Source organism: Pseudonocardia sp. Ae150A_Ps1, assembly GCF_001932315.1.
Taxonomy (GTDB): Bacteria; Actinomycetota; Actinomycetes; order Mycobacteriales; family Pseudonocardiaceae; genus Pseudonocardia.
In genome coordinates this window covers 1,306,193-1,331,259 of the sequence record NZ_MCIJ01000001.1, presented here as the reverse complement: position 1 = coordinate 1,331,259, position 25,067 = coordinate 1,306,193, and the positions used below count along the sequence as shown (strand labels likewise).

Annotated in this window: 24 protein-coding genes and 2 pseudogenes; 15 read left to right on the top strand and 11 right to left on the bottom strand. The window is 73.6% G+C overall.

The features are described from left to right. Positions 1–31 precede the first annotated feature (31 nt). Positions 32–1,414, top strand: a complete 1,383-nt coding sequence (locus Ae150APs1_RS05755) for an MFS transporter (RefSeq protein WP_075296274.1) — start codon at positions 32–34, stop codon at positions 1,412–1,414. 16 nt (positions 1,415–1,430) lie between these two features. On the opposite strand, the gene Ae150APs1_RS05750 is transcribed toward Ae150APs1_RS05755, so the two are convergent. From Ae150APs1_RS05750 to Ae150APs1_RS05740, 3 genes are all read right to left on the bottom strand, one after another. After that, entirely contained in the window at positions 1,431–1,853 is a 423-nt protein-coding gene (locus tag Ae150APs1_RS05750) for a VOC family protein (RefSeq protein ID WP_075296272.1), read from the bottom strand. Positions 1,854–1,906: 53 nt separating this feature from the next. Next, positions 1,907–3,166 carry an FAD-dependent oxidoreductase gene (locus Ae150APs1_RS05745; RefSeq protein WP_075296270.1) on the bottom strand — a complete coding sequence of 420 codons (1,260 nt, stop codon included), beginning with the start codon at positions 3,164–3,166 and terminating at the stop codon, positions 1,907–1,909. Between the two features lie 134 nt (positions 3,167–3,300). Further along, positions 3,301–4,125, bottom strand: coding sequence for an SAM-dependent methyltransferase (locus Ae150APs1_RS05740; protein ID WP_075296268.1), 825 nt, complete (start codon positions 4,123–4,125; stop codon positions 3,301–3,303). A 204-nt stretch (positions 4,126–4,329) separates the two neighbouring features. On the opposite strand from Ae150APs1_RS05740, the pseudogene Ae150APs1_RS34205 reads away from it, so the two are divergent. The 4 genes and pseudogenes from Ae150APs1_RS34205 to Ae150APs1_RS05725 all read left to right on the top strand — a co-directional run. Beyond that, positions 4,330–4,772, top strand: a pseudogene (locus Ae150APs1_RS34205) (helix-turn-helix transcriptional regulator); the annotation flags it as partial. A 117-nt stretch (positions 4,773–4,889) separates the two neighbouring features. Further along, positions 4,890–5,282, top strand: a complete 393-nt coding sequence (locus tag Ae150APs1_RS34200; RefSeq protein ID WP_283160237.1) for a DUF5753 domain-containing protein — start codon at positions 4,890–4,892, stop codon at positions 5,280–5,282. Between the two features lie 230 nt (positions 5,283–5,512). Then, positions 5,513–5,740 carry a DUF397 domain-containing protein gene (locus Ae150APs1_RS05730; protein ID WP_010231957.1) on the top strand — a complete coding sequence of 76 codons (228 nt, stop codon included), beginning with the start codon at positions 5,513–5,515 and terminating at the stop codon, positions 5,738–5,740. A 144-nt stretch (positions 5,741–5,884) separates the two neighbouring features. Next, positions 5,885–6,937, top strand: a complete 1,053-nt coding sequence (locus Ae150APs1_RS05725; RefSeq protein ID WP_075296264.1) for a class I SAM-dependent methyltransferase — start codon at positions 5,885–5,887, stop codon at positions 6,935–6,937. A gap of 4 nt (positions 6,938–6,941) precedes the next feature. Here the strand turns inward: Ae150APs1_RS05725 and ppk2 are convergent, their stop codons facing one another. Together ppk2 and Ae150APs1_RS05715 are read right to left on the bottom strand one after the other, a co-directional pair. Then, positions 6,942–7,886: a polyphosphate kinase 2 gene (gene ppk2 / locus Ae150APs1_RS05720; protein ID WP_050802396.1), complete on the bottom strand. Its 945-nt coding sequence runs from the start codon at positions 7,884–7,886 to the stop codon at positions 6,942–6,944. A 126-nt stretch (positions 7,887–8,012) separates the two neighbouring features. Continuing rightward, positions 8,013–8,921 carry an iron-siderophore ABC transporter substrate-binding protein gene (locus Ae150APs1_RS05715; RefSeq protein WP_075296262.1) on the bottom strand — a complete coding sequence of 303 codons (909 nt, stop codon included), beginning with the start codon at positions 8,919–8,921 and terminating at the stop codon, positions 8,013–8,015. A 158-nt stretch (positions 8,922–9,079) separates the two neighbouring features. Here Ae150APs1_RS05715 and Ae150APs1_RS05710 point away from each other — a divergent pair, with 158 nt between their 5' ends. Continuing rightward, on the top strand, positions 9,080–9,835 hold the full coding sequence (locus tag Ae150APs1_RS05710) for a phytanoyl-CoA dioxygenase family protein (RefSeq protein WP_075296260.1): 756 nt from the start codon (positions 9,080–9,082) through the stop codon (positions 9,833–9,835). Here the strand turns inward: Ae150APs1_RS05710 and Ae150APs1_RS05705 are convergent. Both Ae150APs1_RS05705 and Ae150APs1_RS05700 read right to left on the bottom strand, forming a co-directional pair. Then, complete coding sequence (locus Ae150APs1_RS05705; protein WP_010231968.1) at positions 9,813–10,574, bottom strand: SDR family oxidoreductase; 762 nt, start codon at positions 10,572–10,574, stop codon at positions 9,813–9,815. The two genes, Ae150APs1_RS05710 and Ae150APs1_RS05705, sit on opposite strands and share 23 nt — an antisense overlap. Before the next feature lie 12 nt (positions 10,575–10,586). Further along, positions 10,587–11,588 (bottom strand): acetamidase/formamidase family protein, encoded by a 1,002-nt coding sequence (locus Ae150APs1_RS05700; protein ID WP_029239618.1) that lies wholly within the window; start codon positions 11,586–11,588, stop codon positions 10,587–10,589. 81 nt (positions 11,589–11,669) lie between these two features. Here Ae150APs1_RS05700 and Ae150APs1_RS05695 point away from each other — a divergent pair, with 81 nt between their 5' ends. Both Ae150APs1_RS05695 and Ae150APs1_RS05690 read left to right on the top strand, forming a co-directional pair. Then, the gene (locus tag Ae150APs1_RS05695) at positions 11,670–12,107 is read left to right on the top strand and encodes an AraC family transcriptional regulator (RefSeq protein WP_010231972.1); all 438 of its coding nucleotides are present in this window, start codon (positions 11,670–11,672) and stop codon (positions 12,105–12,107) included. A 10-nt stretch (positions 12,108–12,117) separates the two neighbouring features. Further along, positions 12,118–12,555 carry a VOC family protein gene (locus Ae150APs1_RS05690; protein WP_010231974.1) on the top strand — a complete coding sequence of 146 codons (438 nt, stop codon included), beginning with the start codon at positions 12,118–12,120 and terminating at the stop codon, positions 12,553–12,555. 484 nt (positions 12,556–13,039) lie between these two features. Here Ae150APs1_RS05690 and Ae150APs1_RS05685 read toward each other — a convergent pair whose 3' ends face one another. Both Ae150APs1_RS05685 and Ae150APs1_RS05680 read right to left on the bottom strand, forming a co-directional pair. After that, positions 13,040–13,468 (bottom strand): zinc ribbon domain-containing protein, encoded by a 429-nt coding sequence (locus Ae150APs1_RS05685; protein ID WP_075296258.1) that lies wholly within the window; start codon positions 13,466–13,468, stop codon positions 13,040–13,042. A gap of 77 nt (positions 13,469–13,545) precedes the next feature. Then, positions 13,546–14,364 (bottom strand): N-acyl homoserine lactonase family protein, encoded by an 819-nt coding sequence (locus Ae150APs1_RS05680; protein WP_060575565.1) that lies wholly within the window; start codon positions 14,362–14,364, stop codon positions 13,546–13,548. 115 nt (positions 14,365–14,479) lie between these two features. Here Ae150APs1_RS05680 and Ae150APs1_RS05675 point away from each other — a divergent pair, with 115 nt between their 5' ends. Together Ae150APs1_RS05675 and Ae150APs1_RS05670 are read left to right on the top strand one after the other, a co-directional pair. Further along, positions 14,480–15,100, top strand: a complete 621-nt coding sequence (locus Ae150APs1_RS05675; RefSeq protein WP_010231985.1) for an L-threonylcarbamoyladenylate synthase — start codon at positions 14,480–14,482, stop codon at positions 15,098–15,100. A gap of 287 nt (positions 15,101–15,387) precedes the next feature. Then, positions 15,388–17,616, top strand: a complete 2,229-nt coding sequence (locus tag Ae150APs1_RS05670; RefSeq protein ID WP_075296256.1) for a hypothetical protein — start codon at positions 15,388–15,390, stop codon at positions 17,614–17,616. A gap of 26 nt (positions 17,617–17,642) precedes the next feature. On the opposite strand, the gene Ae150APs1_RS05665 is transcribed toward Ae150APs1_RS05670, so the two are convergent. Beyond that, complete coding sequence (locus Ae150APs1_RS05665; RefSeq protein ID WP_075296254.1) at positions 17,643–18,605, bottom strand: pseudouridine synthase; 963 nt, start codon at positions 18,603–18,605, stop codon at positions 17,643–17,645. Between the two features lie 66 nt (positions 18,606–18,671). Between Ae150APs1_RS05665 and Ae150APs1_RS05660 the strand changes: the two genes are divergently transcribed. The 5 genes and pseudogenes from Ae150APs1_RS05660 to Ae150APs1_RS34190 all read left to right on the top strand — a co-directional run bounded on the left by Ae150APs1_RS05660 (position 18,672) and on the right by Ae150APs1_RS34190 (position 23,153). Next, a complete protein-coding gene (locus Ae150APs1_RS05660) occupies positions 18,672–19,442 on the top strand; it encodes a hypothetical protein (RefSeq protein ID WP_075296252.1) in 771 nt (256 codons plus the stop codon). A 74-nt stretch (positions 19,443–19,516) separates the two neighbouring features. Further along, positions 19,517–20,983 carry an SLC13 family permease gene (locus tag Ae150APs1_RS05655; protein ID WP_075296250.1) on the top strand — a complete coding sequence of 489 codons (1,467 nt, stop codon included), beginning with the start codon at positions 19,517–19,519 and terminating at the stop codon, positions 20,981–20,983. 15 nt (positions 20,984–20,998) lie between these two features. Continuing rightward, positions 20,999–22,216, top strand: a complete 1,218-nt coding sequence (locus Ae150APs1_RS05650; RefSeq protein ID WP_010241745.1) for a CoA transferase — start codon at positions 20,999–21,001, stop codon at positions 22,214–22,216. Further along, positions 22,217–22,636, top strand: a pseudogene (locus Ae150APs1_RS34195) (hydroxymethylglutaryl-CoA lyase); the annotation flags it as partial. Positions 22,637–22,745: 109 nt separating this feature from the next. After that, the gene (locus Ae150APs1_RS34190; RefSeq protein ID WP_254849424.1) at positions 22,746–23,153 is read left to right on the top strand and encodes a hypothetical protein; all 408 of its coding nucleotides are present in this window, start codon (positions 22,746–22,748) and stop codon (positions 23,151–23,153) included. Between the two features lie 18 nt (positions 23,154–23,171). Here the strand turns inward: Ae150APs1_RS34190 and Ae150APs1_RS05640 are convergent, their stop codons facing one another. Next, positions 23,172–24,788 (bottom strand): BCCT family transporter, encoded by a 1,617-nt coding sequence (locus Ae150APs1_RS05640; protein WP_075296248.1) that lies wholly within the window; start codon positions 24,786–24,788, stop codon positions 23,172–23,174. Positions 24,789–25,067: the final 279 nt, after the last annotated feature.

Below are 25,067 nucleotides of genomic sequence, written 5' to 3'. Positions count from 1 at the left end.
CGGCCACGGGGCCCGATCCATCCGAGGACGTATGGACACCAGCGGAAGCACCACGAATCCGTCCATAGTAGATCCCGACCGGCCCGCCGACCCGCGGGCCACCCGCAAGGCGGCCTGGGCCGGTCTGGTCGGGACGACGCTCGAGCAGTACGACTTCGTCATCTACGGCACCGCGTCCGCGCTGGTGTTCTCGACGCTGTTCTTCCCGAACGTCTCACCGGCCGTCGGCATCCTGGCCAGCTTCTCCGCCTACGCCGTCGGGTTCCTCGCGCGGCCGCTGGGCGGGCTGTTCTTCTCCCGCTACGGCGACCGGCTCGGACGCAAGTGGGTGCTGGTCGCGACGTTGCTGCTGATGGGCGGGTCCACGATGCTCATCGGCCTGCTGCCGACCTACGGGACGATCGGGATCCTCGCGCCCGCACTCCTGGTGCTCTGCCGGTTCTTCCAGGGGTTCGGCGCCGGGGCCGAGCAGGCCGGGGCGGCGACGCTGCTCACCGAGACCGTCGGGCGCGGCCGGCGCGGGCGCTACGCCTCGCTCGTGATGGTCGGCGCGGCGCTGGGCACCGCGCTCGGTGCGGTCGTCTGGATCGCGGTGCAGCAGCTGCCCGAGGAGGCCCTCATGGCCTGGGGCTGGCGCCTGGTGTTCCTGTCCAGCCTGATCGTCACCGCGGTCGCGATGCTGATCCGGCGCAAGCTCGACGAGAGCCCCGTCTTCGCCGAGCTCAAGGAGTCGCACGTCGCGCCGCGCAAGCCCGCCGCCGAGGTCTTCCGGCACGGCAGGCGCCCGATGCTGCTCGCCCTGTTCATGAACATCGGGACCAGCGAGCAGTCCTACACCTTCCAGGTCTTCATCGCCTCGTACCTGGTGACGGCGGTCGGCGTCGACTCCGAGTTCGTGCCGCCGGTGCTGCTGATCGGCGCGATCTGCGGCGGGATCGCGGCCTTCGGGTTCGGGGCGCTCTCCGACCGGATCGGCCGCAAGCCGGTCTACTCGTTCATCATGCTGGCGATCGTCCTGCTGCCCGCACCGGCGTTCGTCGCGATGAACACGGGCAACCCGGTCGCGATCACCGTGACGCTGGTCGTCGGGTTCGTCCTCGCCGTCAACGGCGCGGTCGGGGTGCAGATGAGCTACTTCCCGGAGCTGTTCGGCAACCGCTACCGCTACGCCGGCGTGACGCTGGGCCGCGAGTTCTCCGCCGCGCTGGGCGGCGGTGTCGCCCCGCTGATCTGCGCCGCGCTGCTGTCGGCGTTCTGGGGGTCGTGGATCCCGGTCGCGATCTACATGTCCGGGATGGCGCTGATCAGCCTCGTCGCCGCCCGGATGGCGCCGGAGACCCTCGACCGGGACCTCACGGTGCCCGAGGACGCCGGGGCCCAGGTGGAGTACCGCGGCGGCGCACAGAGCGGGTGACCGCCGCGACCCTCTGTCACGACGTTCCCGGGGCGGGGGCGCGTGGGTCGGGGCCGAGGAGGTCCCAGCGGTTGCCTGCGACGTCGCGGAACACGGCGACGCGGCCGTACGGCTCGGTCCGCGGCTCGGACAGGAAGTCGACCCCGGCGCCGCGCAGGCGCTCGTAGGAGGCGTCGAAGTCCTCCACCCTGAGGAAGAACCCGACGCGACCGGCGTGCTGGTCGCCGACCGCGGCGGTCTGCTCCGCACCGTCGGCACGAGCGAGCAGGATCCCGGTCTCGGCCCCCGGCGGCCGGACGACGACCCACCGCTTGGGCCGGCCGTCACCGGTCCGGGCCGGTGAGTCCTCGGCGAGCTCGAACCCCAGCGCGCGGGTGAAGAACTCGATCGCCTCGTCGTAGTCGTCGACGATGATCGCGGTCAGCTGCAGGAACGCCATGACGCCATCATCGGGCCGGACGGTGGTGCTGCCCGCGTCGACGTGGCCGTCGCTCAGCCGGTCGACGCGGGGGTGCGGCGCGCGAAGTCCGGTGCCCGCTGGGGCCGGAACCCGACCCCGACCAGGTATGCGGGGACGATCTGCAGCGCGGGCACCCGGCGCATCAGCCGGATCAGCGGGGCCGGTGGGCCGTCGAGCTCACCGGCCAGCGCCGGACCCGCGATGTTCGCGTGCATGATCCGCTGGAGGCCCCGGACCAGCATCGTCGGGATCCGGCGCCGGTTCCGGACGCGGGCGAGATCGTCGGCGGTGACCGTGCCCCGCTGCAGCGGCGCGGCGAGCAGCGCGGCGGTGGCGACGGCGTCCTGGATCGCCAGGTTGATCCCCACTCCGCCGATCGGCGACATCGCGTGGGCGGCGTCGCCGATGCAGAGCAGGCCGTCGACGTGCCAGCGGCGCAGCCGGTTCAGGTGCACGTCGAGGTGCTTCACGTCGTCCATCGACTCCAGCGCCTCGACGCGGTCGGCGAACTCGGGGATCAGCTCCGCCACGTCCGCGCGGAACGCCTCGACCCCGCGCGCCCGCAGCCGAGCGTCGACGCCCTTGGGGGCGAGGTAGCCGATCTGGAAGTAGCCCTCGCGGGGGATGACGACCGCGAACCGGCCGTTCCCGATCTTCGGCACGAGGGTGGCCTCGGTCTCGCGGGCGTGCCGCGGCAGCCGGAACCACCAGGTGTCGAACGGGACGTCGAACTCGGTGACCGGGAGGCCGGACCCGTCACGCAGCACCGAGTGCCTGCCGTCGCAGGCGACGGTGAGGTCGGCGCGGATCTCGCCGTCGGTGTGCTCGTGCTCGCCGGTCGTCGTCCGGTACCGCACGCCCACGACCCGGCCGTTCTCACGGATCATCGAGGTCGCGCGGGTGTCCATCCGCAGGTGGAAGCCGGGTTCGCTCCGGGCCGCGTCGGCGAGGAGGTCGAGCAGGTCCCACTGCGGGACGAGCGCGACGTAGGGGTGCCGCACGCCGACCTTCGTCAGCAGGTCGAAGTTGCCGACCCGCTGCACACCACCGTGCTCGTCGGGCAGTGCCACCTCGGTGACCCGGCTCTGCGGCAGCGCAGCGAACCGCTCGGCGAGCCCGAGGTCGTCGAGCAGGTCGAGGGTCGTCGGGTGCACGGTGTCGCCGCGGAAGTCCCGCAGGAAGTCGCCGTGCTTCTCCAGGACGGTCACGTCGACGCCGGCGCGGGCGAGCAGGAGCCCGAGCATCATTCCCGCGGGGCCGCCACCGACCACGCAGCAGGTCGTCCGCTCCATCGCGATCACCTCATTTCAACTGTTGTTGAATTAAGGTGAGTATGCGCCCGCGAAGGGTCGCCGCGCAATCGCGGGACGCGGAACCGCCGGCCCGTCGTGCAGGACGGGCCGGTGGTGGGCTCGGGTGCCGGGTGCTACCGCTTGATGCCGATGCCGCCGACGATGCACCGCTGGACCGGGTCCTCCGTCTTGAGCTGCGGACCGTCCGGCCACCAGCGGAAGCAGGGCACGACGCCCGGGTCGACCATGTCGAGCCCCGGGAACAGGGCCTGGATCTCGGACAGCGTCCGGAACCGGCCGCTGCCCATCGGGCTGTGGACGAAGACCTGCTCCATCCGGTGGGCCAGCTCGCTGTCCCCGTCCTCCGGGTCGAAGAAGTGCGCGATCGCGACGACCGAGCCGGGCGCCAGCCGCTCGACGAACTTGGCCATGACCGCCTGCGGCTCGTCGGCGTCGTCGAAGTGGTGGATGGTCCCGATGTGGAACAGGGCCACCGGCTGGTCGAGGTCGAGGAAACCCTGCACCGCGGGGTCGGTGAGGACCGCCTCGGGGTCGCGGATGTCGGCGGGGGAGAACCGGGTGAGCTCGTTGTCCTCCAGCAGTGCGCGGCCGTGCGCGATCACCGTCGGGTCGTTGTCGACGTAGACGATGCGGGCCTCGGGCTGCAGCCGCTGCACGACCTGGTGGGTGTTCTCCGCGGTCGGCAGTCCGGAGCCGCAGTCCAGGTACTGGGTGATCGAGGTCTGGGTGGAGATGAAGCGTGCCGCGCGGATCAGGAACGCCCGGTTGTCGACGGCGAGCTGGTTGACCTCCGGCGCGATCTTCCGGACGCGCTCGATGGTGTCCCGGTCGACCTCGTAGTTGTCCTTGCCACCGAGCGCGTAGTCGTAGACGCGGGCGATGCTGGCCTTCGTCGTGTCGATGTACGCAGGTGCGCGCCCGTCGGTCGGCTGGGCCATCAGCGGGTGTCCTCACAGCAGTCGTCGGTGGTCCGGCGGCCTCGGTCACCGGTGGCGTTCACCGTAGCGGACCCCCCCTGGCGGCGACGCAGGGTGATCGTCGAGTGACGTCCACGTGATCGGCGCCGCTGACGATTCGCAGAATCATTGTGTACGCTTAATCACCCGATCGGCCCGCTGCGCCTCCTGGGGCGGTGGCCGTCGGTGAGCGACGTCAGCGTCCGAGCAGTGCCGATCGACCCGCAGGAGTCCTTCCGGTGGTCCCGAGTCCGAACAGCCCCGCGCCCCCCCGGTGCCGACCGCGGCCCGACCGCGCGGCGGATCGTGCTCGGCTCCCACCTGCGCCGGTTGCGCGAGCGTGCGGGGATCCGGCGGGCCGACGCGGCGTACGCGATCCGGGGTTCGGACTCGAAGATGAGCAGGCTCGAGTCCGGCAAGGTCGGGTTCAAGGAGCGCGACGTCGCCGACCTGCTGACGATGTACGGCGTCGGCGAGGGCCCGGAGCGCGAGCAGGTGCTCGCGATGACCGGGGAGAGCAACGAGAGCGGCTGGTGGGCCCGCTACAACGACGTCGTGCCGGGCTGGTTCGAGGACTTCGTCGGCCTGGAGGCCTCGGCCTCCCGTATCTCCAGCTACGAGCTGCTGTTCGTGCCCGGGCTGCTGCAGACCGAGGGCTACGCCCGTGCCGTCGTCAGCGGGGGGGGGGGCGCACCGACCTGCCCAGTTCCGAGCGGGCCGGCGTCGAGAAGCGTCTCGAGGTCCGGATGCGACGGCAGCGGGTACTGCACCGCAAGGACGCCCCGACCTTCTGGGTCGTCCTCGACGAGGCGGTGCTGCACCGCCCGGTGGGCGGCCACGCCGTGCGGCGGGGACAGCTCGAGCACCTGCTGGAGCTCGCCGCACTGCCGAACGTGATCATCCAGCTGCTCCCGTGGGACCTGTCGGGCTACGGCGCCGAGCACGCCTTCTCGATGCTCCGTTTCGCCGAGGCCGAGTTGCCCGACCTGGTCTACCTGGAGGAGATGACCGGGGCGTCGTACCTGGACAAGCGGGCGGACGTCGAGCGCTACGGCCGGGCCATGGACCGCCTCACCGTCGACGCCCTGTCGCCGGAGCAGACCAAGCAGGCGCTGTCCAAGGTGCTCGCCGAGGCCTGAGCGGTCCGAGGGCTCCTCGCGGCGGGCGGATTCCCGCGACGAGCGGTTCCGGTCTGTCGGATTCGTCCCGCAATGGGTCCACATGGGCCTCGCGGGGACCGCCCGGGGACAGCCGGGCGCGGTTGATCGACCGCCGGGCGCCGTCGAACGGTTTTGCGCGATGGGCCCCCTGCGCCGCTGCTACCTTCATCGCAACGGAACATGCACGTGCAGATGAGGTGAGCGTTCGCATGGATCAGATGCATCCGACCAGCCCCGCGTCGATCGACGCGCTGGCCTGGCGCAAGAGCGTCCGCAGCGGTTACCAGGGCAACTGCGTGGAGCTCGCCGTCGCAGGCACCGGTGTGGCGGTCCGCAACTCCCGCGACCCGCACGGCACCGTCCTGGGCTTCTCCGCCGCCGGGATGGCGGGGTTCCTCGCCTCGATCAAGAGCGGCGAGCTCGACGACCTCGCCTGACGGCGGGTTCCCATGATCCTCCCCGGGCGGCCGTCCCGACCACGGCCGCCCGCGGTGAGTCCGGCCCGGCGGTGGAGCGCGACACCGGCCACATCGGACGCGTCGACGGGCACCGGTGATGCCGGTCCGGGGTAGTAAGTAACGGTGAGCCGTTCCGATCAGGCACCGGCGCCCTCCTACCGGGGAGCGAGTGCCCACTACCTGTCGCCGTCCCGCCGTGACCCGGTCAAGATCCTCTCCGAGGAGCCCGTCACCCGCCGGGTGATCGCCGCGGCACTGGCCGCCGTCGGAGCCGGCCCCGGCGACCCGGTCCGCGTGCTCGACGTCGGTTCCGGCACCGCGGACGGATGGTCGCTCCTGACCCGCGCGGCTCCGGACGCCCCGCCCCTGGTCACCGAGGACCGGCTGCACTACGTCGGGCTGGACGTCGATCCCGAGATGGTGGAGACGGCCCGCGCGGCGGTCACCGCGCCGTCCGCGTCGTTCGTACTGGGGGACGTGCGGGACGCGATCCCGGCCGGGGCGTTCGACCTGTACCTGTCCTGCGGTGTCCCCTACTCGCACCTGACCCGTGCCGAGCTCGTCGCGGCCCTCGGCTCCGTGCTCACCGCGGTCGCGGCACGCGGCAGGCGGGCCGCCGTCGTCGTCGACGTGCTCGGGCGGTACTCCGTCGAGTGGCAGCCCCGGTGGGACGCCGAGCGCTGGGACTACGCGATGAGCTTCTTCGCCGGCGGCGGCGGGACGATCTCCGAGCCGATGACGTTCTACGGCCGCCCGCAGCTCGACGCCTGTGTGGACGAGGCGGCGGACGGCAGCGGCGTCCGGGTCGTGTCACGGACCGCCGTCGACCGCTCGGTGCTGGTCGGCAGGCACACCGCCACCGGGACCTTCCATCCGGAGGTGCCGCGGTTCCGGACCCTGGTGAACGACCTCGTCCGCGATCCGGGCCGGGTGCGCCCGGACGACCTGCGCTTCGTGCCCGCCCGGTCGGGCGCCCCGGCCGACGTGCTGGCCTGGCTGGACCGGTTCGCCGCCCGCTGGAACGCGGCGCTCGACCCCTTCGCCGGTGCCGCCGGGATCGGCGACGCGGAGGGCGCCCGGCTCGCGCACACGCTGCTGGGGCTGGAGCGGGAGGCGGGGCCGGGGCTGGGCGTCGGCCACTCGCTCACGATGACGCTGGTGGCCGAACCGGCCTAGAGGATCACGCCGGCGGTCCGGCCCGGCCCGTCCGCCCGGTGTCGGTCAGCGGCGGGAACCGGCTCGGCTGCTCGCCGTGCTCGAACATCTCCGCCGCCGGGCCGACGATCAACGGGTCCGGCGGCGCGGCCACCCCGGCGTCCTTGCCCGGGTAGTCGAACAGGCCCAGGACGTGGCGCATCGCCTCCAGCCGGGCACGCTTCTTGTCGTTGCTCTTGATCACCGTCCAGGGGGCGTCCTTGGTGTCGGTGTAGAAGAACATCGCCTCCTTGGCCTCGGTGTAGGCCTCCCACTTGTCCAGCGACGCCAGGTCCATGGGGGAGAGCTTCCACTGCCGGACGGGGTCGACCTGGCGGATCAGGAAGCGGGTGCGCTGCTCCTCGCGCGACACCGAGAACCACAGCTTGACCAGGTGGATCCCGGAACGCACCAGCATCCGCTCCAGCTCCGGGGTCGCCCGCAGGAACTCCATGTAGGACCGGGCGTCGGTGAAGCCCATGACCCGCTCGACGCCCGCGCGGTTGTACCAGGAGCGGTCGAACAGCACGATCTCGCCGGCCGCGGGCAGGTGTGCGACGTAGCGCTGGAAGTACCACTGCCCGGCTTCGCGCTCGGTCGGCTTCTCGAGGGCGACGACGCGGGCACCCCGCGGGTTCAGGTGCTCGGTGAACCGCTTGATCGTCCCGCCCTTGCCGGCGGCGTCGCGCCCCTCGAACAGGACGACGACCCGGCTGCCGGTGTCCTTCACCCAGTTCTGCAGCTTCAGCAGCTCGATCTGCAGCAGCCGCTTCTGGCGCTCGTAGTCGGCGCGGGTGAGCCGGTCGTCGTAGGGGTAGCCCTGCCGCCAGGTGTCGACCGGCCTCCCCTCCGGCCCGACGAGCGTCGGGTCGTCGTCGTCCGAGTCGTCGACCCGGAAGCGGTCCCGGTCGACCGCGGCGGGGTGCGGCAGCTCGGTGCCGGGGCTGTCGGGACGGGGGTCGGGGGTCTCCTCCACGAGGTGCCACGCTGCGCGGTGCGGGTGTCCGCCCGGCGACCGCCCGGTGACATCCGAATGATCACCGGGCAGCGGGACGGGTCAGCCGCCGAGGACCCGGTCGATGTCGTCGAGCACCCGCTGCCCGCCGAGCGGACCGACGCCGGTGATCCAGAACGACTGGTCCACCGTGTGCAGCCGCGGGAACGCGCTGTCCCGGACGGCCGTGACCGCGGGCGGGACCGCGTCCGGCGACGACGGGTCGGCCGCCGTCAGGAAGACCTCGTCGGCGCGCGCCTCCTGGACGAGCTCGGGGGAGAGGTCCACCGAGATCGAGTCCTCCCAGTCGCGCGGCGGGAGGGTGAAGCCGGCGCACTCGAGCGTGCTGCCCGCGAACGAGGTGGGGCCGTACAGGGTGAGCAGGCCGTCCCGCGGCCGGATCAGCTGGGCGGTCCGGCCCTGCGTGCCGTGCGTGCCGGCGACCTCCGCGCACCGGGTCGCGTAGTCCTCCAGGAGCTGCTCGGTCTGCTCCTCCCGGCCGAGCGCGCGCCCGGCGAAGCGGACGTTGTCCTGCCACGGGTCCGCCTGCGACGCGAGGAACGCAGTGGGGGCGATCGCCGAGAGCTGGTCGTACAGGTCGGCGTGCCGGGACTCGGTGCCGAGGACGAGATCGGGCTGCAGCGCCGCGATCCGCTCCAGGTCGGGTGCGGCGACGGTCCCGACCACCGTGATCCCCCGGGCCGGTTCGCCCAGGTAGGCCGGGACGCCCGTGGCCTCGGACAGCACCGCGGCACCGGCCGGGACCGCGCCGAGCGCGACGGCGGTGTCGAGCAGTACCGGTTCGAGGACGACGATCCGCTGCGGGTCGGCGGGGATGGCCGTCTCCCCCCGGGCGTGCGCGACGGTCCGTCCGGCGTCGCCGGTGGCGGCGCCGTCCGATCCCGCGCAGGCGGTGACGAGCAGGCAGAGCAGGGCGGCCAGCGCCGGCAGCGCGGCCCGGGGAGCGGGCACGGTCGATCTCCTTCGGGGACCGTCGAGGGCCGGTCCGGCGGTTCGGGGCCGCCGGAGGCCCGGGGTGAGGTGAGCCTAGCCTCGGTCATGCGGCGGAGTGTCCCGTCGTGACCGAAATCGTTCGCCGGGATCGCCGCGACCGTCCACGATGTCCGGCGATGACCTTCGAGGACGACGGCTACGTCCACCTGCCGGGCGCGTTCCCCCGGGAGCTCGCGGCCCGCTGCCGCGCGCTGCTGGCTGACGAGCTGCGGCCGCGGGGCACCGACCTCGACGAGCCCGCGACCTGGACCGCGCCCGTCGTCCGGGTCGAGTCGATGTCCGCGCCCGAGTTCACCGCGTCGGCAGGCACCCCGACCCTGCGTGCCGCCTGTGACGTGCTGGTCGGCGCCGGGCGCTGGCGGCCCCGCCTCGGGATGGGCACCTTCCCGATCCGGTTCCCGCACGCCGGGGACCCGGGCGACGACGGCTGGCACGTCGAGGCGTCGTTCGCCGGGCCGGACGGCGGTCCGCGGCTGTCGGTCCGGTCCCGTGGCCGGGCGTTGCTGATGCTGTTCCTCTACTCCGACGTCGGCCCTGACGATGCGCCGACCCTCCTGCGCGCCGGGTCGCACCTCGACGTCGTCCCGCTGCTCGCGCCGTACGGCGACGACGGCGCCGGCTGGGCGGAGCTGTGCGCCGCCGCCGTCCCGGCCTCCGCACACCGTCCCGAGGTCGCCGCGACCGGCCGGGCCGGCGACGTCTACCTCGTGCACCCGTTCGTCGTGCACCGGGCGCAGCGCCCGGGACCGGGGATGCGCGGGCCGCGGATCATCGCGCAGCCGCCGCTGGAGCCGGCGACCGAGTCCGCGTTCGACCTCGACGACGGCCGGGCGCCGGTGGAGCGGGCCGTCAGAGCTGCACTCCGCGGGTGAGGGCACCGTCGACGACCAGGTTCGTCCCGCTGATCCGGCTCGCCAGCGGGCTGACCAGGGAGACGACCGCGTAGGCGGTCTCCTCCGGCGTCCCCATCCGGCCGGTCGGGTTCAGCCCCATCGCGTGCGCGAAGAGGTCGGGGTTGCCCTGCTCGACGTTCTGCCACACCCCGCCCGGGAAGTAGACGTTGCCGGGGGAGACGGCGTTCGCGCGGATCCCCGTCGCGGCGAGGTCGAACGCGAGCCCGGACACGTAGTGCACGAGCGCCGCCTTCATGACGCCGTACGAGCCGTCCGCGAAGTCGACCTCGCGGCCCGACACCGACGACACCGCGGTGATCGACGCGGCGTCACTGCGCTGCAGGTGCGGCAGCGCGGCCTCGACCAGGCGGACGGTGTGCAGCAGGTCCACCTCGAAGCTCGACCGCCAGTTCTCCTCGCCCGGCCCGATGGCCAGCGCGCTGACGTTCGCGACGACGGCGTCGAGCGCACCGAACCGCTCGGCGCTCGCGGCCACCCAGCCCGCCAGCGCGTCCCCGTCGGCGACGTCGACGGCCGTCCCGGCCACGTCCGCGCCCCCGGCCCGCAGCTCGTCCTCCGCGACCCGCACGCCGTCGGCGTCGCGGGCGCAGAACGCGACCCGGGCCCCCTCGGCCGCGAGCAGCTCGACCACCGCGCGGCCGATGCCGCGCGACCCTCCGGTGACCAGCACGACGCGGTCGCCCAGCAACATGTCCATGACGGATCTCCTCTACAGGGACCGGGCCTGCTCGCGCAGGTGGCGGTGCACGCCGTTGTAGGCGGCGGCGTCCGGCAGCAGCGCTTTGGCGATCTTGGTGACGGCGCTGTAGTTGGTGTCGACGACGTTGGCCAGCGGCGACTCCGCGGCCTGGGTGAGCAGCTGGTAGGCGTCCAGCCGGTCCAGCCCGTAGAGCTCGCCGAGCCAGGCGATCATGCCGACCTGGGACGCCCGCCAGGCGTCCTCCAGCGGCCGGGACGACCCGACGACGACGTAGTGCGTGTCCGTCTCGATCCGCGGCCACGCCGGAGCCGGCGCACCCTTGACGAGCTCCACGAGCAGGACGACGTCCATGGCGCCCTCGACGGCCGTCCCGCAGCTCTCGCCCTCGCCCTGCCGGTAGTGGCCGTCGCCGACGGAGAACAGCGCGCCCTCGACGTTGACCCGCAGGAAGCACGTCGCACCGGCCCGCATCTCCGGGGTGTCCATGTTGCCGCCGAACACGTCCGGCACCAGCGAGCTGCGCACCTCACGGGCCGGTGGCGCGACGCCGACCGTGCCCAGCATCGGGTTGCACGGCAGGTCGAGCTGCAGGTCGGCGCTCGTCGCCTCGAACCGCACGGTGCCGGCGTCCCGGTCGAGCTGGTAGATCCAGACCCGCTCCGGCAACGGTTCGTGCAGCAGCGCGGTCCGCTCGGTGACCGACAGCGCGCCGAAGAACGGGATCGTCGTCGACGCGCCCCAGTCCCGGGCCGGGGTCAGCTCGACGATGTGGAGCGCGAGGGTGTCGCCCGGCTCGGCGCCCTCGACGAAGAACGGCCCGGTCTGCGGGTTCACCTCGGCCATGTCGAGGACGTCGGTCGGCCGGTCCGTGGTGGAGGTGATGCGCCCGGAGAACGCGTCCTCGGTCCAGAGCCGCAGGCAGGTGCCGGGCGCGATGCGGTGGGTGGGCGGGGCGCCGCCGAACGTCCAGGCGAACTCGTGCCGTTCGGGGCGGTACTCGACGACCTGCATCATCCGATCCTGGCGTGCCGGGTGTGACGGCGGCAACGGTTGCGTCGCGCGCGGCTCCCGGCGCGGGCGTACGGTGCGTCGGTGCCCCGGGTACCGGAGGGTCTGCTTCCGCATCTCCGGCGGGCGCACGACGAGATCGACCGGCGCTACGCCGAGCCGCTCGACCTGGCCGGGCTCGCCGCCGTCGCCGGGGTGTCGAAGTACCACTTCCTGCGCTGCTTCGCCGCCGTCTACGGACACACCCCCGCCGCGCTGCTCACCCGGCGCCGGATCGAGCGGGCACAGGACCTGCTCCGGGCGACGAACCTGACCGTCACCGAGGTCTGCACGCTCGTCGGGTACTCGTCGCTGGGGTCGTTCAGCAGCCGGTTCACCCGCCTCGTCGGGGTGAGCCCGTCGGCGTACCAGGCGCGGTGGGCCGCGCGCGGCGCTCCGCGGATCCCCGGGTGCTACGTGTTCATGCACGGGCTGTCCGACACCGCAATCGCGGAGAAGCCGCCGGGTACCGGCCGGGACTAGCGTCCGCCGCATGCTCACGAACATCTCGCTGGTCACGCTGTACGTCACCGACCAGGACGCCGCCAAGCGCTTCTACTGCGACGTCCTCGGCTTCGTCGAGGGGACCGACGTCGCGATGGGCGACGGGTTCCGCTGGGTCACCGTCCACCACCCGGCCCACCCGGAGCTGGAGGTGACCCTGATGAAGCCCGGCCCGCCCCTGGACGAGGGCATGGCCGAGGCGGTCGCGCGCTCGCTCGCCGCCGGCCGGATGGGCGGGTTCGGCCTGACCACCGACGACTGCCACGGCGACCACGCGAAACTCGTCGCGCAGGGGGTGGAGTTCACACAGCCGCCGTCGGAGCGGCCGTACGGGATCGAGGCGGTGATGCGGGACAACTCCGGGAACTGGCTGGTGCTGGTGGAACCCAGGCCCTACGACGGCTCCGACTTCCCACACGCGACCTGACCGGCCGCAGGCAGTGGCCCGGCCCCCGAGGCGCGGCCGCACCGATGGAGGTCCGGTACGGCGGCGGGCCGAACCGCACAGGTTCGAGCTCGTGCGGGAACCCCGAAGCTGTGCGGCCACCTGGTGGCGCCCGCCCTGGGGTGGCGGGGCAGCACCGCGTGGCGGGGCAGCGCGGCGTGGCGGGGCAGCAGGGGAACGGCCTCGCCGGGAGGCTGGAACCGGGTGTCCGCCGGAAGGGCTCAGAGGCAAGAGGCCTGCCGCGAGGTGGGAGTGCCGTTGTCAGGGTCCATCGCCCCGTCGCCACGCGGCCGACGACAGCCGCACAGGTTGCCGGGTGACCGCACGGCGTCGAGCCCGTGCGGCAGTCCTTCAGCCTGTGCGACTGCCCATGATCCTCTGCGGCAGCACCTGAACCTGTGCGGTTGTACGCGGACGTGTGCGGCGCCACCCGGACCTGCGCGGCCTCGGCGCAGGGGCGGGCGGGTCAGTCGGTGGGAGGGGGCGGTGTGCGTCGGGCGCGGCTGGCCTCGGCGGCGGCCTGACCGGCGTCCTTGCTGGTCGCGGCGCGGGACGCGAGCTCCTTGTAGGTCAGCGGCTTCCGTTCGAAGCGGCCCTCGTGGGCGGCGATCGCGTCGCGGTGCTCGGGATGGTTCGATTCGAACTCCTGGCGGGCCTCCACGGTCCGGCGCCAGTGCGTGATCGTGTCCCGGTCGCCGTTGTTCAGTCCCTCCCAGGACTGCGGTGCCGACGACATCGCCGTCGGCGGGGCGGCCCGGCCGCGCATCGCCGGGCTCGGTGGGCGACGGCTCGTCGCCGCGCCGCAGTCCGGGCAGTCGGGCGCCGGCGTCGACCAGGACGGGACCATCAGTTCGAAGCGGGTGCCGCAGGAGCACGCGTAGTCGTAGACCGGCACGGCGACGACCTTCCGGGGCGGGGCCCGGCCGCGGAGGTCGCGGCCGGGCCGGGGGACAGGACGGGCGGGCGGACGGGTCAGGTGTAGGAGTTGCCCGGACCGGTGCGGAGCTCTTTGATCTGGTTCGCGTCGTGTCCGAAGACGACGGTCGCGTCGGTCCGCTCCTGGATGGCGCGGATCTTGTCGACCGAGTTGAACCAGGCCACGGTGTCGTAGACGATCCCGGCCGCGATCGGCGGCGGGCCGTAGGACTCCTTCAGGTAGAGCGAGTCCGATGCGAAGATCATCGTGCCGGAGTCGGCGAGATCGACCTGCAGGCTCATCGTGCCCCAGGTGTGGCCCGGGGTGCGCAGGAGCGTGACCCCCGGGAGCAGCTCGGTGTCCTCGGAGATCGTGTCGAGCTGGAGGGTGTCGTAGTCCGACTTGATGTGTGCACCCTTGTTGTGGCCGTCGAAGGAGAACGCCCCCTCCTTCTCGGCCTCGTCGACGATGATCTTCGTGTCGGCCTTCTCCCAGAACTTCGCGTTCGCCGCGTGGTCGAGGTGCAGGTGGGAGAGGACCAGGTAGTCGATGTCGTTGGGCTCCAGGTTCAGCTGCTTGAGCCGGGAGTCCAGCCAGTCGTCCTCGGTGGCGGCGTCGACCGGGAAGAACTGGCCCAGCCCGGACGGGGCCCAGCGCGTCTCCCAGTCGCGGGGGACACCGGCGTCCCACATGAGTTTCTGCCCGTTCGGGTGCTCGACGTAGACGACGTGCGTCGGCACCTCGATCCAGTCGCGCTGCTTGTCGGGCTGCTGCTGGGTGGCCATCCGGCCCGGATCGATGAGCAGCCACGTCAGGTCGGCGTGCATCGTCCCGGTCGGAAGGATCGTGACCTTGATCTTGTCGGTGTCGGACATCGCTCTCCTCGTCGAGTGCGGGCGCCCGGGGTGACCCCGGTCTCACCGGATACATGCACACTGCCGCACCGATCGCGCGGGCGACAAGCCGTGATCGTCGTCGCAGGCTGCCGGGATGGCGAGGTACTACGACGTCCACCCGCAGAACCCCCAGCCCCGCAGCATCGGTCAGGTCGCCGACCTGGTCCGGGAGGGCGGCCTGATCGCGTACCCCACCGACTCCTGTTTCGCCCTCGGTTGTTCCCTGGGCAACAAGGAGGGCATCGACCGGATCCGGCAGATCCGCAAGCTCGACGACAAGCACCACTTCACGCTCGTCTGCGCCGAGTTCGCCCAGCTCGGACAGTTCGTGCAGATCTCCAACGCGGTGTTCCGCGCGGTGAAGGCGTCCACGCCCGGGAGCTACACGTTCATCCTCCCGGCCACCAAGGAGGTGCCGCGCCGGCTGCTGCACCCGAAGAAGAAGACCGTCGGCGTGCGGATCCCGGACCACGCCACGACCCAGGCGCTGCTCGCGAACCTCGGTGAGCCCCTGCTGTCGTCGACCCTGCTGCTGCCCGGCCACGACGAGCCGCTGACCCAGGGCTGGGACATCAAGGAGGAGCTCGACAACCAGGTCGACGCCGTCATCGACTCCGGGGACTGCGGCACGGAGCCGACGACCGTCGTGGACCTGTCCGGCGACGAGCCCGAGATCATCCGGACGGGTGCGGGTGATCCGTCCCGGTTCGAGTGATCCGGGCCCGGCGGCGCGCAGCGTGATCGCGCCGTCACGGTCCTGACCACGGCCGTCGCGGGAACCCGGCCGTCGGTCGTGCGCGACCGGTTGGTGCGAAGGCTCCCGGTCGCGGGCCCGGAGCCGCCCGTCTGTCCGTCGCCCACCGCCCACCGCATCGGGCCGGGCGGGGAGCCAACCGCCGAGTAGGGTTCGTGAGCGACCCTGTCCGGACCCGTCCCCGTGCGGGCCCGGGTGGAACGTGGCATCCGGCCGGATGTCGTATCAGCCGTTCGGAGGACGATCGCGTGGCGCGAGACGACCCGTCGTACAGCCCGTCCGGTCCGGGGCAGGACCCGCCGGCCGGGCCGGGCGAGGGCGCGAGCGGCGACGCCGTACTGGCAGCCATCGCGCACCGGCTGCGCGCGCGGTCCGAGCGACAGCAGCTCCTGACCGAGCGGTTGCGCTCGGGCGAGCTGCGCCCCGGGGCCCTCGCCGATCTCGCCGAGCTCGCCGGGGCGGCCCGTCGCGGCGTCCGTGACGGCGAGCACATCCTCGTGCTGGCGGGCGCGCCGCGCGGCCGGCGGATGTCCCCGCCGACCCCGCTGGGGCAGGCGCTGGACTCGATCGTCGCCGCGAGCGAGGCGGCCTCCCGGACCGTCGTCCCGCCGACGCCGAGCGTGTCGGTGGACGTCTCGGCCCTGCCCGTCCTGGAGCAGATCCTCGCCGAGCTGCTCGCCCACGCCGCCGGTGCGACCCCGCCCGGGGAACGGCTGGAGCTGCACACACGGTGGGGTCCCGACGGCGGCGTCGTCGTCGAGCTGCAGTGCGCCACGCCGCCCCGGCACCGGACCCCGGTCGAGGAGCTCGACCGCGCGCTGAACACGGCCACCCCCGCCGGTCCCGTCGCGCCGCAGGAGATCGGGCTGCACGTCGCCGCACGCCTGGCGCGGGCGATCGGGGCGCGGCTCGGTGTCCGTGACCCGGCCGCGAGCACCGGGGTCTCGCCGGTCGCGGTGCTGCACCTGCCCTCGTCGGTCGTCGGAGGGGGGCAGCAGCCCGCCGCCGCTCCGGAGGCCGTCGGTCCGACCGCGTCGCTGCGCCGGCCCGCCTCGCCCGACGCCGTCGGAGACGCGCCCTGGCCGCCGCCGCAGAGCAGCCGGCGAGACGACGACTCCCTGCCGAGCCGGCCGCCGGCCGCGGCCCAGGCCGGGCCCCCGGCGCCGGACGAGCCCGGGGCGCTGCCCCGCCGGGACACGCCGGGCCGTCCGCGGGGGATCGCCGGGGCGCAGCCCTTCGGCGCGCCGGACCGGAACGGTGCCGCGGGGCTGTGGACCGCGTCCCCACAGGACTCCGGCTCGCAGGACTCCGGCCCGCAGGACGTCGCCGCGCAGGAGCCCGGGCCGCAGGACTCCGGGCCGCAGGACGTCGCCGCCCACGGGCACGTCCGGCCGGGCGCCGATCCGGGTGTCCCGGATGCTGGTGTGCACGGTGCCGGAGCGCCGAGTTCCGGCCAGCCGAGTTCCGGTCAGCAGGGTCCCGGTCAGCGGGGCCCCGGCCAGGGCCCCGGGCCTCAGGGGCCGGGACAGTACGCTCCGGGCCGGCCGGGGTCCGGTCTGTCCGGGCCTGCTCAGCACGGTCCAGGTCCGCAGGGTCCCGGTCAGCCGAACACCGGTCAGCACGGATCGGGTCAGCCGAACTCCGGCCTGCCGGGATCCGGTCAGCAGGGTCCTGGCCACCAGGGCGCCGGCCACCCGGGATCCGGTCAGCCGAACCCCGGGCAGCAGGGCATCGGGCTTCCGGGCCCGGGCCGGCAGGGGCCCGGTCCGTTCGGCCCCGGCCGGCCCGACCGCTGGGGCACCGGACTGCATCTCCCCGCCGGTCGCCCGTCCGCCCCCGGACCGGACCGGACGTCCAACGGGGCGGGTCCGGATCCCGCCGGCCCCGACGCGCCCCCGGTCACCGAGGCGCTACCGGTGTCCGGAGCCCCCGGCACGACCCCACCGGTCGAGCTGTTCGGTCCGTTCGACTCGGAGGTACCGGTCCCGGTGGACGACGCCGACGACACCCCCATCTTCGCGTCGGTCGCCTCGGCCTGGTTCCGTGAGCCGTCGACGCCCGAGGCCACCGCGCTGCCGGTGAGCAACGGGACCAACGGCAACGGTGCCCCGTCGGGCAACTGGCAGACCCCCGGCGACGCCGAGTTCGACGCCGCGCGGATCCGCGCCGACCGCGTCGTCGACCTCCCGACGACCGCCCAGGGCCTCCCGCAGCGGCTTCCCGGCCAGGCGATGGTCCCGCCGCCGTGGCGGGAGACGCCGAACGGCGGTCAGCCGAGCGGCTCCCGGGAGCGGCAGCCCGACCGCGTCCGCAGCCGGCTGGCGAGCTACCAGCGGGGCCTGCGTGAGGGCAGGCACCGCGCGTCCGAGGACCAGCCGGAACCGGTCAACGGGGCCGCCGTCAACGGGCACTCCGGCGGTGGCCCGGCGTCGAACGGGCACGGGCTCCACGGCGAGGGCGGCCGCAACGTCGGCTGAGGCGCGGTGGCCCCGCGGCGGCCGCGTCAGGACCCTGGTCCGGCCGCCCAGCCCTCGGGGTCGTCCCACGCCTGCAGTGTCCGGCGGCTCACGAACGTCCGCCGCTCCCCGCTGACCGGGTCGTCGAACTCCAGGGAGCGGGAGAGCAGCTGCAGCGGACGGGTGAAGTCGCCGTCCGGACGCTGCCGCAGCTCGGGGTAGACGTCGTCGCCGAGGATCGGCACGCCCAGCTCGTTCAGGTGGACCCGCAGCTGGTGGGTACGTCCGGTGCGGGGGAACAGGCGATATCGGGTCAGCCCGGCGCGGTGCGTGTCGAGCTCGATCCGGGTCTCGGCGTTCGGCGTGCCCGGCTCCGTCACGGCTGCGAAGATCCCCGGCCGCTTCACGATCCGCGACACCTCGGTGCGGGGCAGTGTGAGCGACGGATCGTGCCGGGCGATCGCCTCGTAGGTCTTCCCGACCCGGCCCTCGGCGAACAGCATCTGGTACGCCCCGCGCAGCTCCGGGCGCGCGACCAGCAGCAACACCCCGGCCGTCGCACGGTCCAGCCGGTGCGCGGGGCTCAGCTCGGGCAGTCCGAGCTCGTGCCGCAGCCGCACGAGCACGGTCTGGCGGACGTGCGAGCCGCGCGGGATCGTCGCGAGCAGGTGGGGCTTGTCGACGACCACGACGTCGTCGTCGGCGTGCAGCACCTCGACCGGGAACGGGACCTCGGCCTCATCGGGCTCCTCGCGGTGGAGCCACAGCGTCGTCGACGGCGTGAACGGAGACGACGGCGTCAGCGGCCCGGCCGCCGTCACGATCTCCCCGGCGGCGAGCATCGCGTCGATCCGCCCGGGATCGACGCGCGGCAGCCGGTCGGCGAGGTGCGCGCGCATCGTCGTCCACTCCCCGGCGGGCGGGGTGCGCAGCCGGGCCGGATCGAGCCCGTCCCGGGCGGGGAGCGGCGGCACCTCCCGGGACGCGCGTCGGCGGCGGCGGGACCTCACCCCTGCGAGCCTACGGCGGCGGCCACGAACGCTCCGGCGGCAGGGCCCGGGCCGTACCGTGGGGCGATGCGGCTCGCAGCGGTCCTGCTCGTGATCGCCGCCGGGCTTGCCGGGTGCGGTGCCGGGCCGCCGGGCGGCGGGCTCACCGGCGCCGTCATGCAGTACCGCTCGGACATCGCGTCCCGCGTGGTGACCGTCCGGCTGCGCGCCGGCGCCGACGTGCGGGTCGAGCGCGTCGAGCTGCGCCCGGCCGGGTTCACCCCGTCGGCGCCGGTCGTGCCGGGTGCCGCGCTGGGGGCCGGGACGACGACGGACGTCCGGGTGCCGCTCGGCGCCCCGGACTGCCGTACCGCACCGGCCCCCACCACCGCGCTCGTCAGCACCGACGGGACGACGGAGACGCTCACCCTCGCCGACGAGCACGACGCGATCGGCGCGCTGCACCGCGCGGAGTGCGCCGAGCGCGCCGCGCGGGACCGGGCCGACGTCACGTTCGATCCGGTGTGGACGCGGTCCGGGAACCGGCTGCTCGGCACGGTGCGGCTGCACCGCCGCGCCGGGACGGAGCCGGTGTCGATCACCGAGCTGGGCGGCACGACCCTGTTCGGCATCACACCCGCGCCCGGGAGCCGCCTCCCGCTGACACTCGGGCCGTCGGCGCAGGACGTCACTGTGCCGGTGCGCATCGAGGCGGCCCGGTGCGACCGGCACGCGCTGGCGGAGAGCAAGCGCGCGACGGCGTTCGCGGTCGTCATCGGGGAGCCGCCGGTGCGGCTCACGGTGTCGCCGCAGGACCGTGTGCCGCTGCTCGACTTCGCGGCCGACGTCTGCACCTGACTTGCCCGCATGGTGGGTAAGAGTTCATGATGTGGGTCCGCGACAGTGCCGTCGGACCTGCAGGGAGCCCTATCGTGTCGGAGACCGTCATCGTGGTGAACACGGTGGTGGCCGTGCTCGCCACCGTCGTGCTGATCGTCCGGTTCCGGTTGAACCCGGTGATCTCGCTGGTGATCGGCGCGGTCTACCTCGGGCTCACCGCGGGCCTGGGCGTGCAGGGCACCGTGGACGCCGTCACCGGCGGGTTCGGTGACATCCTCGCCGACGTCGGGCTGCTCATCGCCTTCGGCGTGCTCACCGGGGCGATGCTGCACCGGGCCGGCGCCATCGAACGGCTCGTCGCGTCACTGCTGAGCATCTGCGGGCCGCGCGGGATGCCGTACGCCACGGCGGTCACGGTCGGCACCGTCCTCCAGTCGATCTTCGTGGACGTCCTGCTGGTCATCTCGGCGCCACTGGCCCGGCGGATCGCGCCGCGCATCGGGAGCCACGGTCTGCCGCGGATGGCGACGGCGCTCGCGATCGGGCTCGAGTGCGGGATCGTGTTCATGGTGCCGGGCGTCGGCACGGTCGCGCTGGCCGGTGTGCTGGGCGTCCCGATGGGGCAGATGCTGCTGGCCGGGCTGATCGTCGTCGTCCCGACCGTCGTGATCGCGACCGGGATCATGACCTTCCTCTTCCGGCGCGGCTGGTGGGACCCCGAGCGCGACGAGCAGGAGCCGACCTGGGCCGGGATGGCGCCGTCGGGGACGGACGGCGACGAGGGGCCCGGCCCGGACACCGACGCCGCCGGCTCCGGTGCGACGGCCGACCCCGCCGGTCCCGACGGGACGTCGCCGCAGCCGTCGGGCGCGGCCACGACCGTCGCCGGCCGGCCGGACGGCGCCCGTCGTCGCCCGCTGCCGCTGATCCTGCTCTTCGCACCGCTGCTCGTCGGCCTGCTCCTGATCGCCGCGGGCGCCGTGCTCGACGCCGCCGGTGTCGAGCAGCCGGTGCTGGTCTTCCTCGGCGAGCCGGTGATCGCGCTGCTGATCGCGCTGGTCGGGACGACCGCCGTCGTCGGGCTGGCGCACGGCCGCGAGCTCGTCGAGGGCGCGGTCGGCGACGGGTTCCGCGAGAGCGGCCAGATCCTGATCCTCACCGGTGTCGGCGGCTCGCTCGCCACGACGATCTCCGACGCCGGGCTGGGCGAGATCCTCGGCCGCTACTTCTCGGCGAACACCGCCGCACCGCTGCTGATGGTGTGGCTGATCGCCGCCGTGCTGCACGTCGCGATCGGCTCGGTGACCATCTCGGCGATCACCGCGGCCGGCGTCCTCGCCCCGGTCGCGCCGGTGATCGGCCTGGCGCCGGTGCTGATCGCGCTGGCCGCGGGCGCCGGTGCGCTGTTCGCCGTGCACGTCACGTCCAACACGTTCTGGCTGCTGCAGTCGCTGCTCGGCCAGTCCGTGCGGGGCGCGCTCAAGACCTGCTCGGTCGGGGTGTCGGTCGCCTTGGTCGTGGCGATCCTGCTGATCCTGCCGCTGTCCTACGTCTTCTAGAAGGGAGGCCGAGACGTGTCCGACCTGCCGCTGTCCGGTATCCGGGTGCTGGAGCTGGGGAACTACATCGCGGCGCCGACCACGGGCCGGCTGCTCGCCGACTTCGGCGCGGACGTGATCAAGGTGGAGCGTCCGCGCACCGGCGACGAGCTGCGCAACTGGCGGCTCTACGCCGGTGACACCTCGATGCTCTACCGCACCCTCAACCGCAACAAGCGGTCGATCACGCTCGACCTGCGCTCCGACGCCGGGCGCCGCGCCGTGCTGGACCTGGCCGCGTCGTGCGACGTCGTGCTGGAGAACTTCCGGCCCGGCACGCTGGAGAAGTGGGGTCTCGGGCCGGGCGAGCTCGACGCCGCCAACCCCGACGTCGTCCTGGTCCGGATCTCGGCGTTCGGCCAGACCGGCCCGATGTCGGCACGTCCGGGCTTCGCCGCCGTCGCGGAGGCGATGGGCGGGCTGCGCGCGCTGGTGGGGGAGGAGGACCGGCCGCCGTCGCGGACCGGGGTGTCGATCGGCGACTCGATCGCCGGGCTCTACGGCGCGTTCTCCGCGGTGATGGGCCTCTACCAGCGCGAGGCCGCCACGGACCGGCCGCCGCTGGACCGCCGCTCGATGGACGTCGCGCTCAACGAGGCGGTGTTCTCGATGATGGAGTCGCTCGTGCCCGACCACCTGGCCTACGGCGTCGAGCGTCGCCGGGTCGGCGGGCGGATGGAGGGCATCGCGCCGTCCAACGCCTACGAGTGCGGTGACGGCGGCAGCGTCGTCATCGCCGGCAACGGCGACTCCATCTACGGCCGGTTCATGCAGGTCATCGGCCGGCCGGAGCTGGCCGACCAACCCGATCTGGCATCCAACGCGGGTCGCTGGGAGCGCCGGGACGAACTCGATGCGGCCATCGAGGCGTGGACGCGGTCGATGCCCCGCGACGAGGTGCTCGCCCGGCTGGAGTCCGCGGGCGTGCCGGCCGGGCCGATCTACTCGGCCCCCGACATCGTCGGCGACGCGCAGTTCCGGGCTCGGAACATGGTCCAGTACTTCGACGTCGACACCGGCGGTCCGGAGCCCGCCCGGGTCGGTTTCCCGGGCGTCGTGCCGGTGCTGGGCGGGGAGTCGGTGCCGGTCCGGCACGTCGGCCCCGACCTCGGCGCCGACACCGGCGACGTGCTCGGCGGCCTGCTCGGGTACACCGACGACGCGGTCCGCGCCGCGTCCGGAGAGGAGTCCTGAATGGACGTGCTGCTGCGTGACGTGACGCTGCGGGACGGGTTGCAGCTGACCGGCAAGCCGCTGCCGACCGGGCGCAAGGTCGCGCTCGTCCGGTCGCTGCTGGCGGCGGGCGTGCCCGAGCTGGAGATCGGCTCGCTGGCCCGCGGCGACCTCGTGCCACCGCTCGCGGACACCCTCGACGTGGTCGCCGCGCTGACCCCGGAGGAGCTGGAGCGCTGCTGGGTGTGGGTGGCGACGCCACGGCACGTGCAGAAGGCCGTCGCGGCGGGCGCCCGCAACGTGCAGTACTGCTTCTCGGTCTCCGACGCCCACAACAACGCCAACATCGGTCGCGACACCGCGGTGTCCCTGGACGCGATGCCCGAGGCCGTGCAGTACGCCCGTGACGCCGGTGGACGGATCCAGCTGTGCCTCGCGACGTCGTTCACCTGCCCGTTCGACGGCCCGGTCGACCCGGAACGGGTGCTGGAGATCGTCGCGGACCCGCGGACCCGCGGACCCGCGGACCGACAGCTCGTGCGACGTCGTCGTGTGCGACACGCTCGGGCAGGCGGCACCGTTCGAGGTCGGGTCGCTGGTCGAGCGGGTCGCGGGCGTCGCGGACGGCCGGCGGATCGCCTTCCACGGTCACGACACCTGGGGTCAGGGCGTCGCGAACGCGCTCGCGGCCGTGCAGGGCGGCGCGACCCTGCTGGACGGTGCGCTGGGCGGCCTCGGTGGCTGCCCGTTCGCGCCCGGGGCCAGCGGGAACACCGCGAGCGAGGACCTGCTGTTCGCGCTGCGCCCGTCCTGGCTCACGCCCGACGTGCTGGCCGGGCTCGTGACGGAGGCCGAGGACGTCCTCGCGGAGCTGGGGGAGCCGAACCGCTCCCGCGCGGCGCAGGGTGTGCGGTCGAAGGCCGAGGCGTTCCGCTGGACGGCCGGGCCGCGGGACTGACGCCCCGCGGCCCTGCGGTCAGGTCGGCTGTCCGCTCGGCTCCGTCTCCGCGTCGCGCGTCGCGGACGACGGCTGCTCGGACGACGGCGGGCCGGACGACGGCTGCTCGGCGGGGACGACGCCCTGCTCGACACCCATCTCCCGGACCACCCGGGGCGCGATCCACAGCAGCGGGAGCATGAGGAACCCGGCGGGCACCGCCGTGATCACGATGACGTTCTGCAGGGCGGTGATGCCGCCGTCGCCGACGACGATCAGCACCGCCGCGGCGGCGCCCATCAGGAGGCCCCAGAAGACCCGGGTACCGCGGGCCGGCTCGCCGCGCGTCGTCGAGGCCGCGGCGATGGCGTAGGACATCGAGTCCGTCGTCGTCGCGACGAACGTGCAGGTCAGCAGGAGCAGCACGATCCCGAGCAGTGATCCGAGCGGGAGCTGCTCGGCGGCCGAGACGACGGCCGCCGCCATCCCGGTCGACTCGAGCGGCCCGGACAGCGCGCCCGGGGCGTTCTGCTCCAGGAACATGCTCGTGCCGCCGAAGGCGGTGAACCACACCGCGGTCGCGACCGGCGGGACGATCGAGGTGCAGACGATCAGGTCGCGTACCCGGCGCCCGCGCGAGATCCGCGCCACGAAGATCGACATCAGCGGGCCGTAGCCGAGGAACCAGCCGAAGAAGAACACCGTCCACGAGCCGAGCCACGCCTCGTCACCGCGGTACAGGGCCAGCGGCGCGAAGTCGCGCAGGTACAGGCCGAACCCGCCGAGGAAGGCGTCGATCAGGAACCCGGCCGAGCCCAGCACGAGGAACGCCGCCAGCACGCCCAGCGCCATCCAGATGTTGATCCGGCTGAGCAGCTGGATGCCGCGGTCGATGCCGGTGAGTACCGAGACCACCGCGACGGCGGTCAGACCGAGGATCACGGCGAGCTGCACCGGGTAGGTGTCCGGCGTCCCGATCAGCCGGGACAGGCCGTAGGACACCTGCAGACCGAGGAAGCCGATCGGCCCGACGGTGCCGGCCACCACGGCCAGCACGGTGACGATGTCGACGGCGGTGCCGAGTCTCGAGTGCCGCACCTTCTCGCCGAGGATCGGGTGCAGCAGTGTCCGTGGTCGCAGCGGCAGGCCCTTCTCGGCGCCGCGCATCATCACGATCGCGCCGAGCGAGCCGAGCACCGCCCAGGCCAGGAAGCCCCAGTGCGTGAAGCTCTGGGCCAGCGCCGGGGCGACGGCGTCCGGCGAGCCGGGCGCGACGTGGTCGTAGTACGGCGACGGCGAGACGAAGTGCTGCAGCGGCTCACCCGCGGCGAAGAAGACCCCGCCGCCCGCGAGCAGCGTGGACATGATCATCGCGATCCACTTGAAGCGGGCGATCTCCGGCTCGCTGCGGCCGCCGAGCCGCACGGCGCCGTAGCGGGAGCACGCCAGCCCCACCGCGACGACGAAGGTCGCGAACAGCAGCACCTGCCACAGCGGGCCGAACCAGCGGGCCGCCAGGTCGAACGCGACGGTCACGCCGTCGTCGGTAGCGACGGGGACGATCAGCGCGGCGATCACGAACGCCGTCAGCAGGCCACCGGCGATGCCCAGCACCGCCACGTCGGTGGACCGGGAACGGGTCGCCGGGGCGGTCACCGCCCGCCCCCGGCGGTCGGTACCGCGCTCGGCAGCGGTCGGTCGGTGGCGCCCACGAGGGGTCGCACGGATGTCATCGGGATCGTCGCTCCGCGGAGTCGGGGATGATGTGGAGCTGGGCGGCATGCGCGCCGTCGGCCAGTCCGTGGCCGGGAGGTGCAGCCCGTCTCGCAGCGTTGCCGCGCGCTCGTGCTCCCGAAGTGCCGAAGCATCCACCGTAGCCGCTGATCGGACGCGTGCCACAAACGGCCACAGTGGACGAAACGTTCGTGGTGTGTC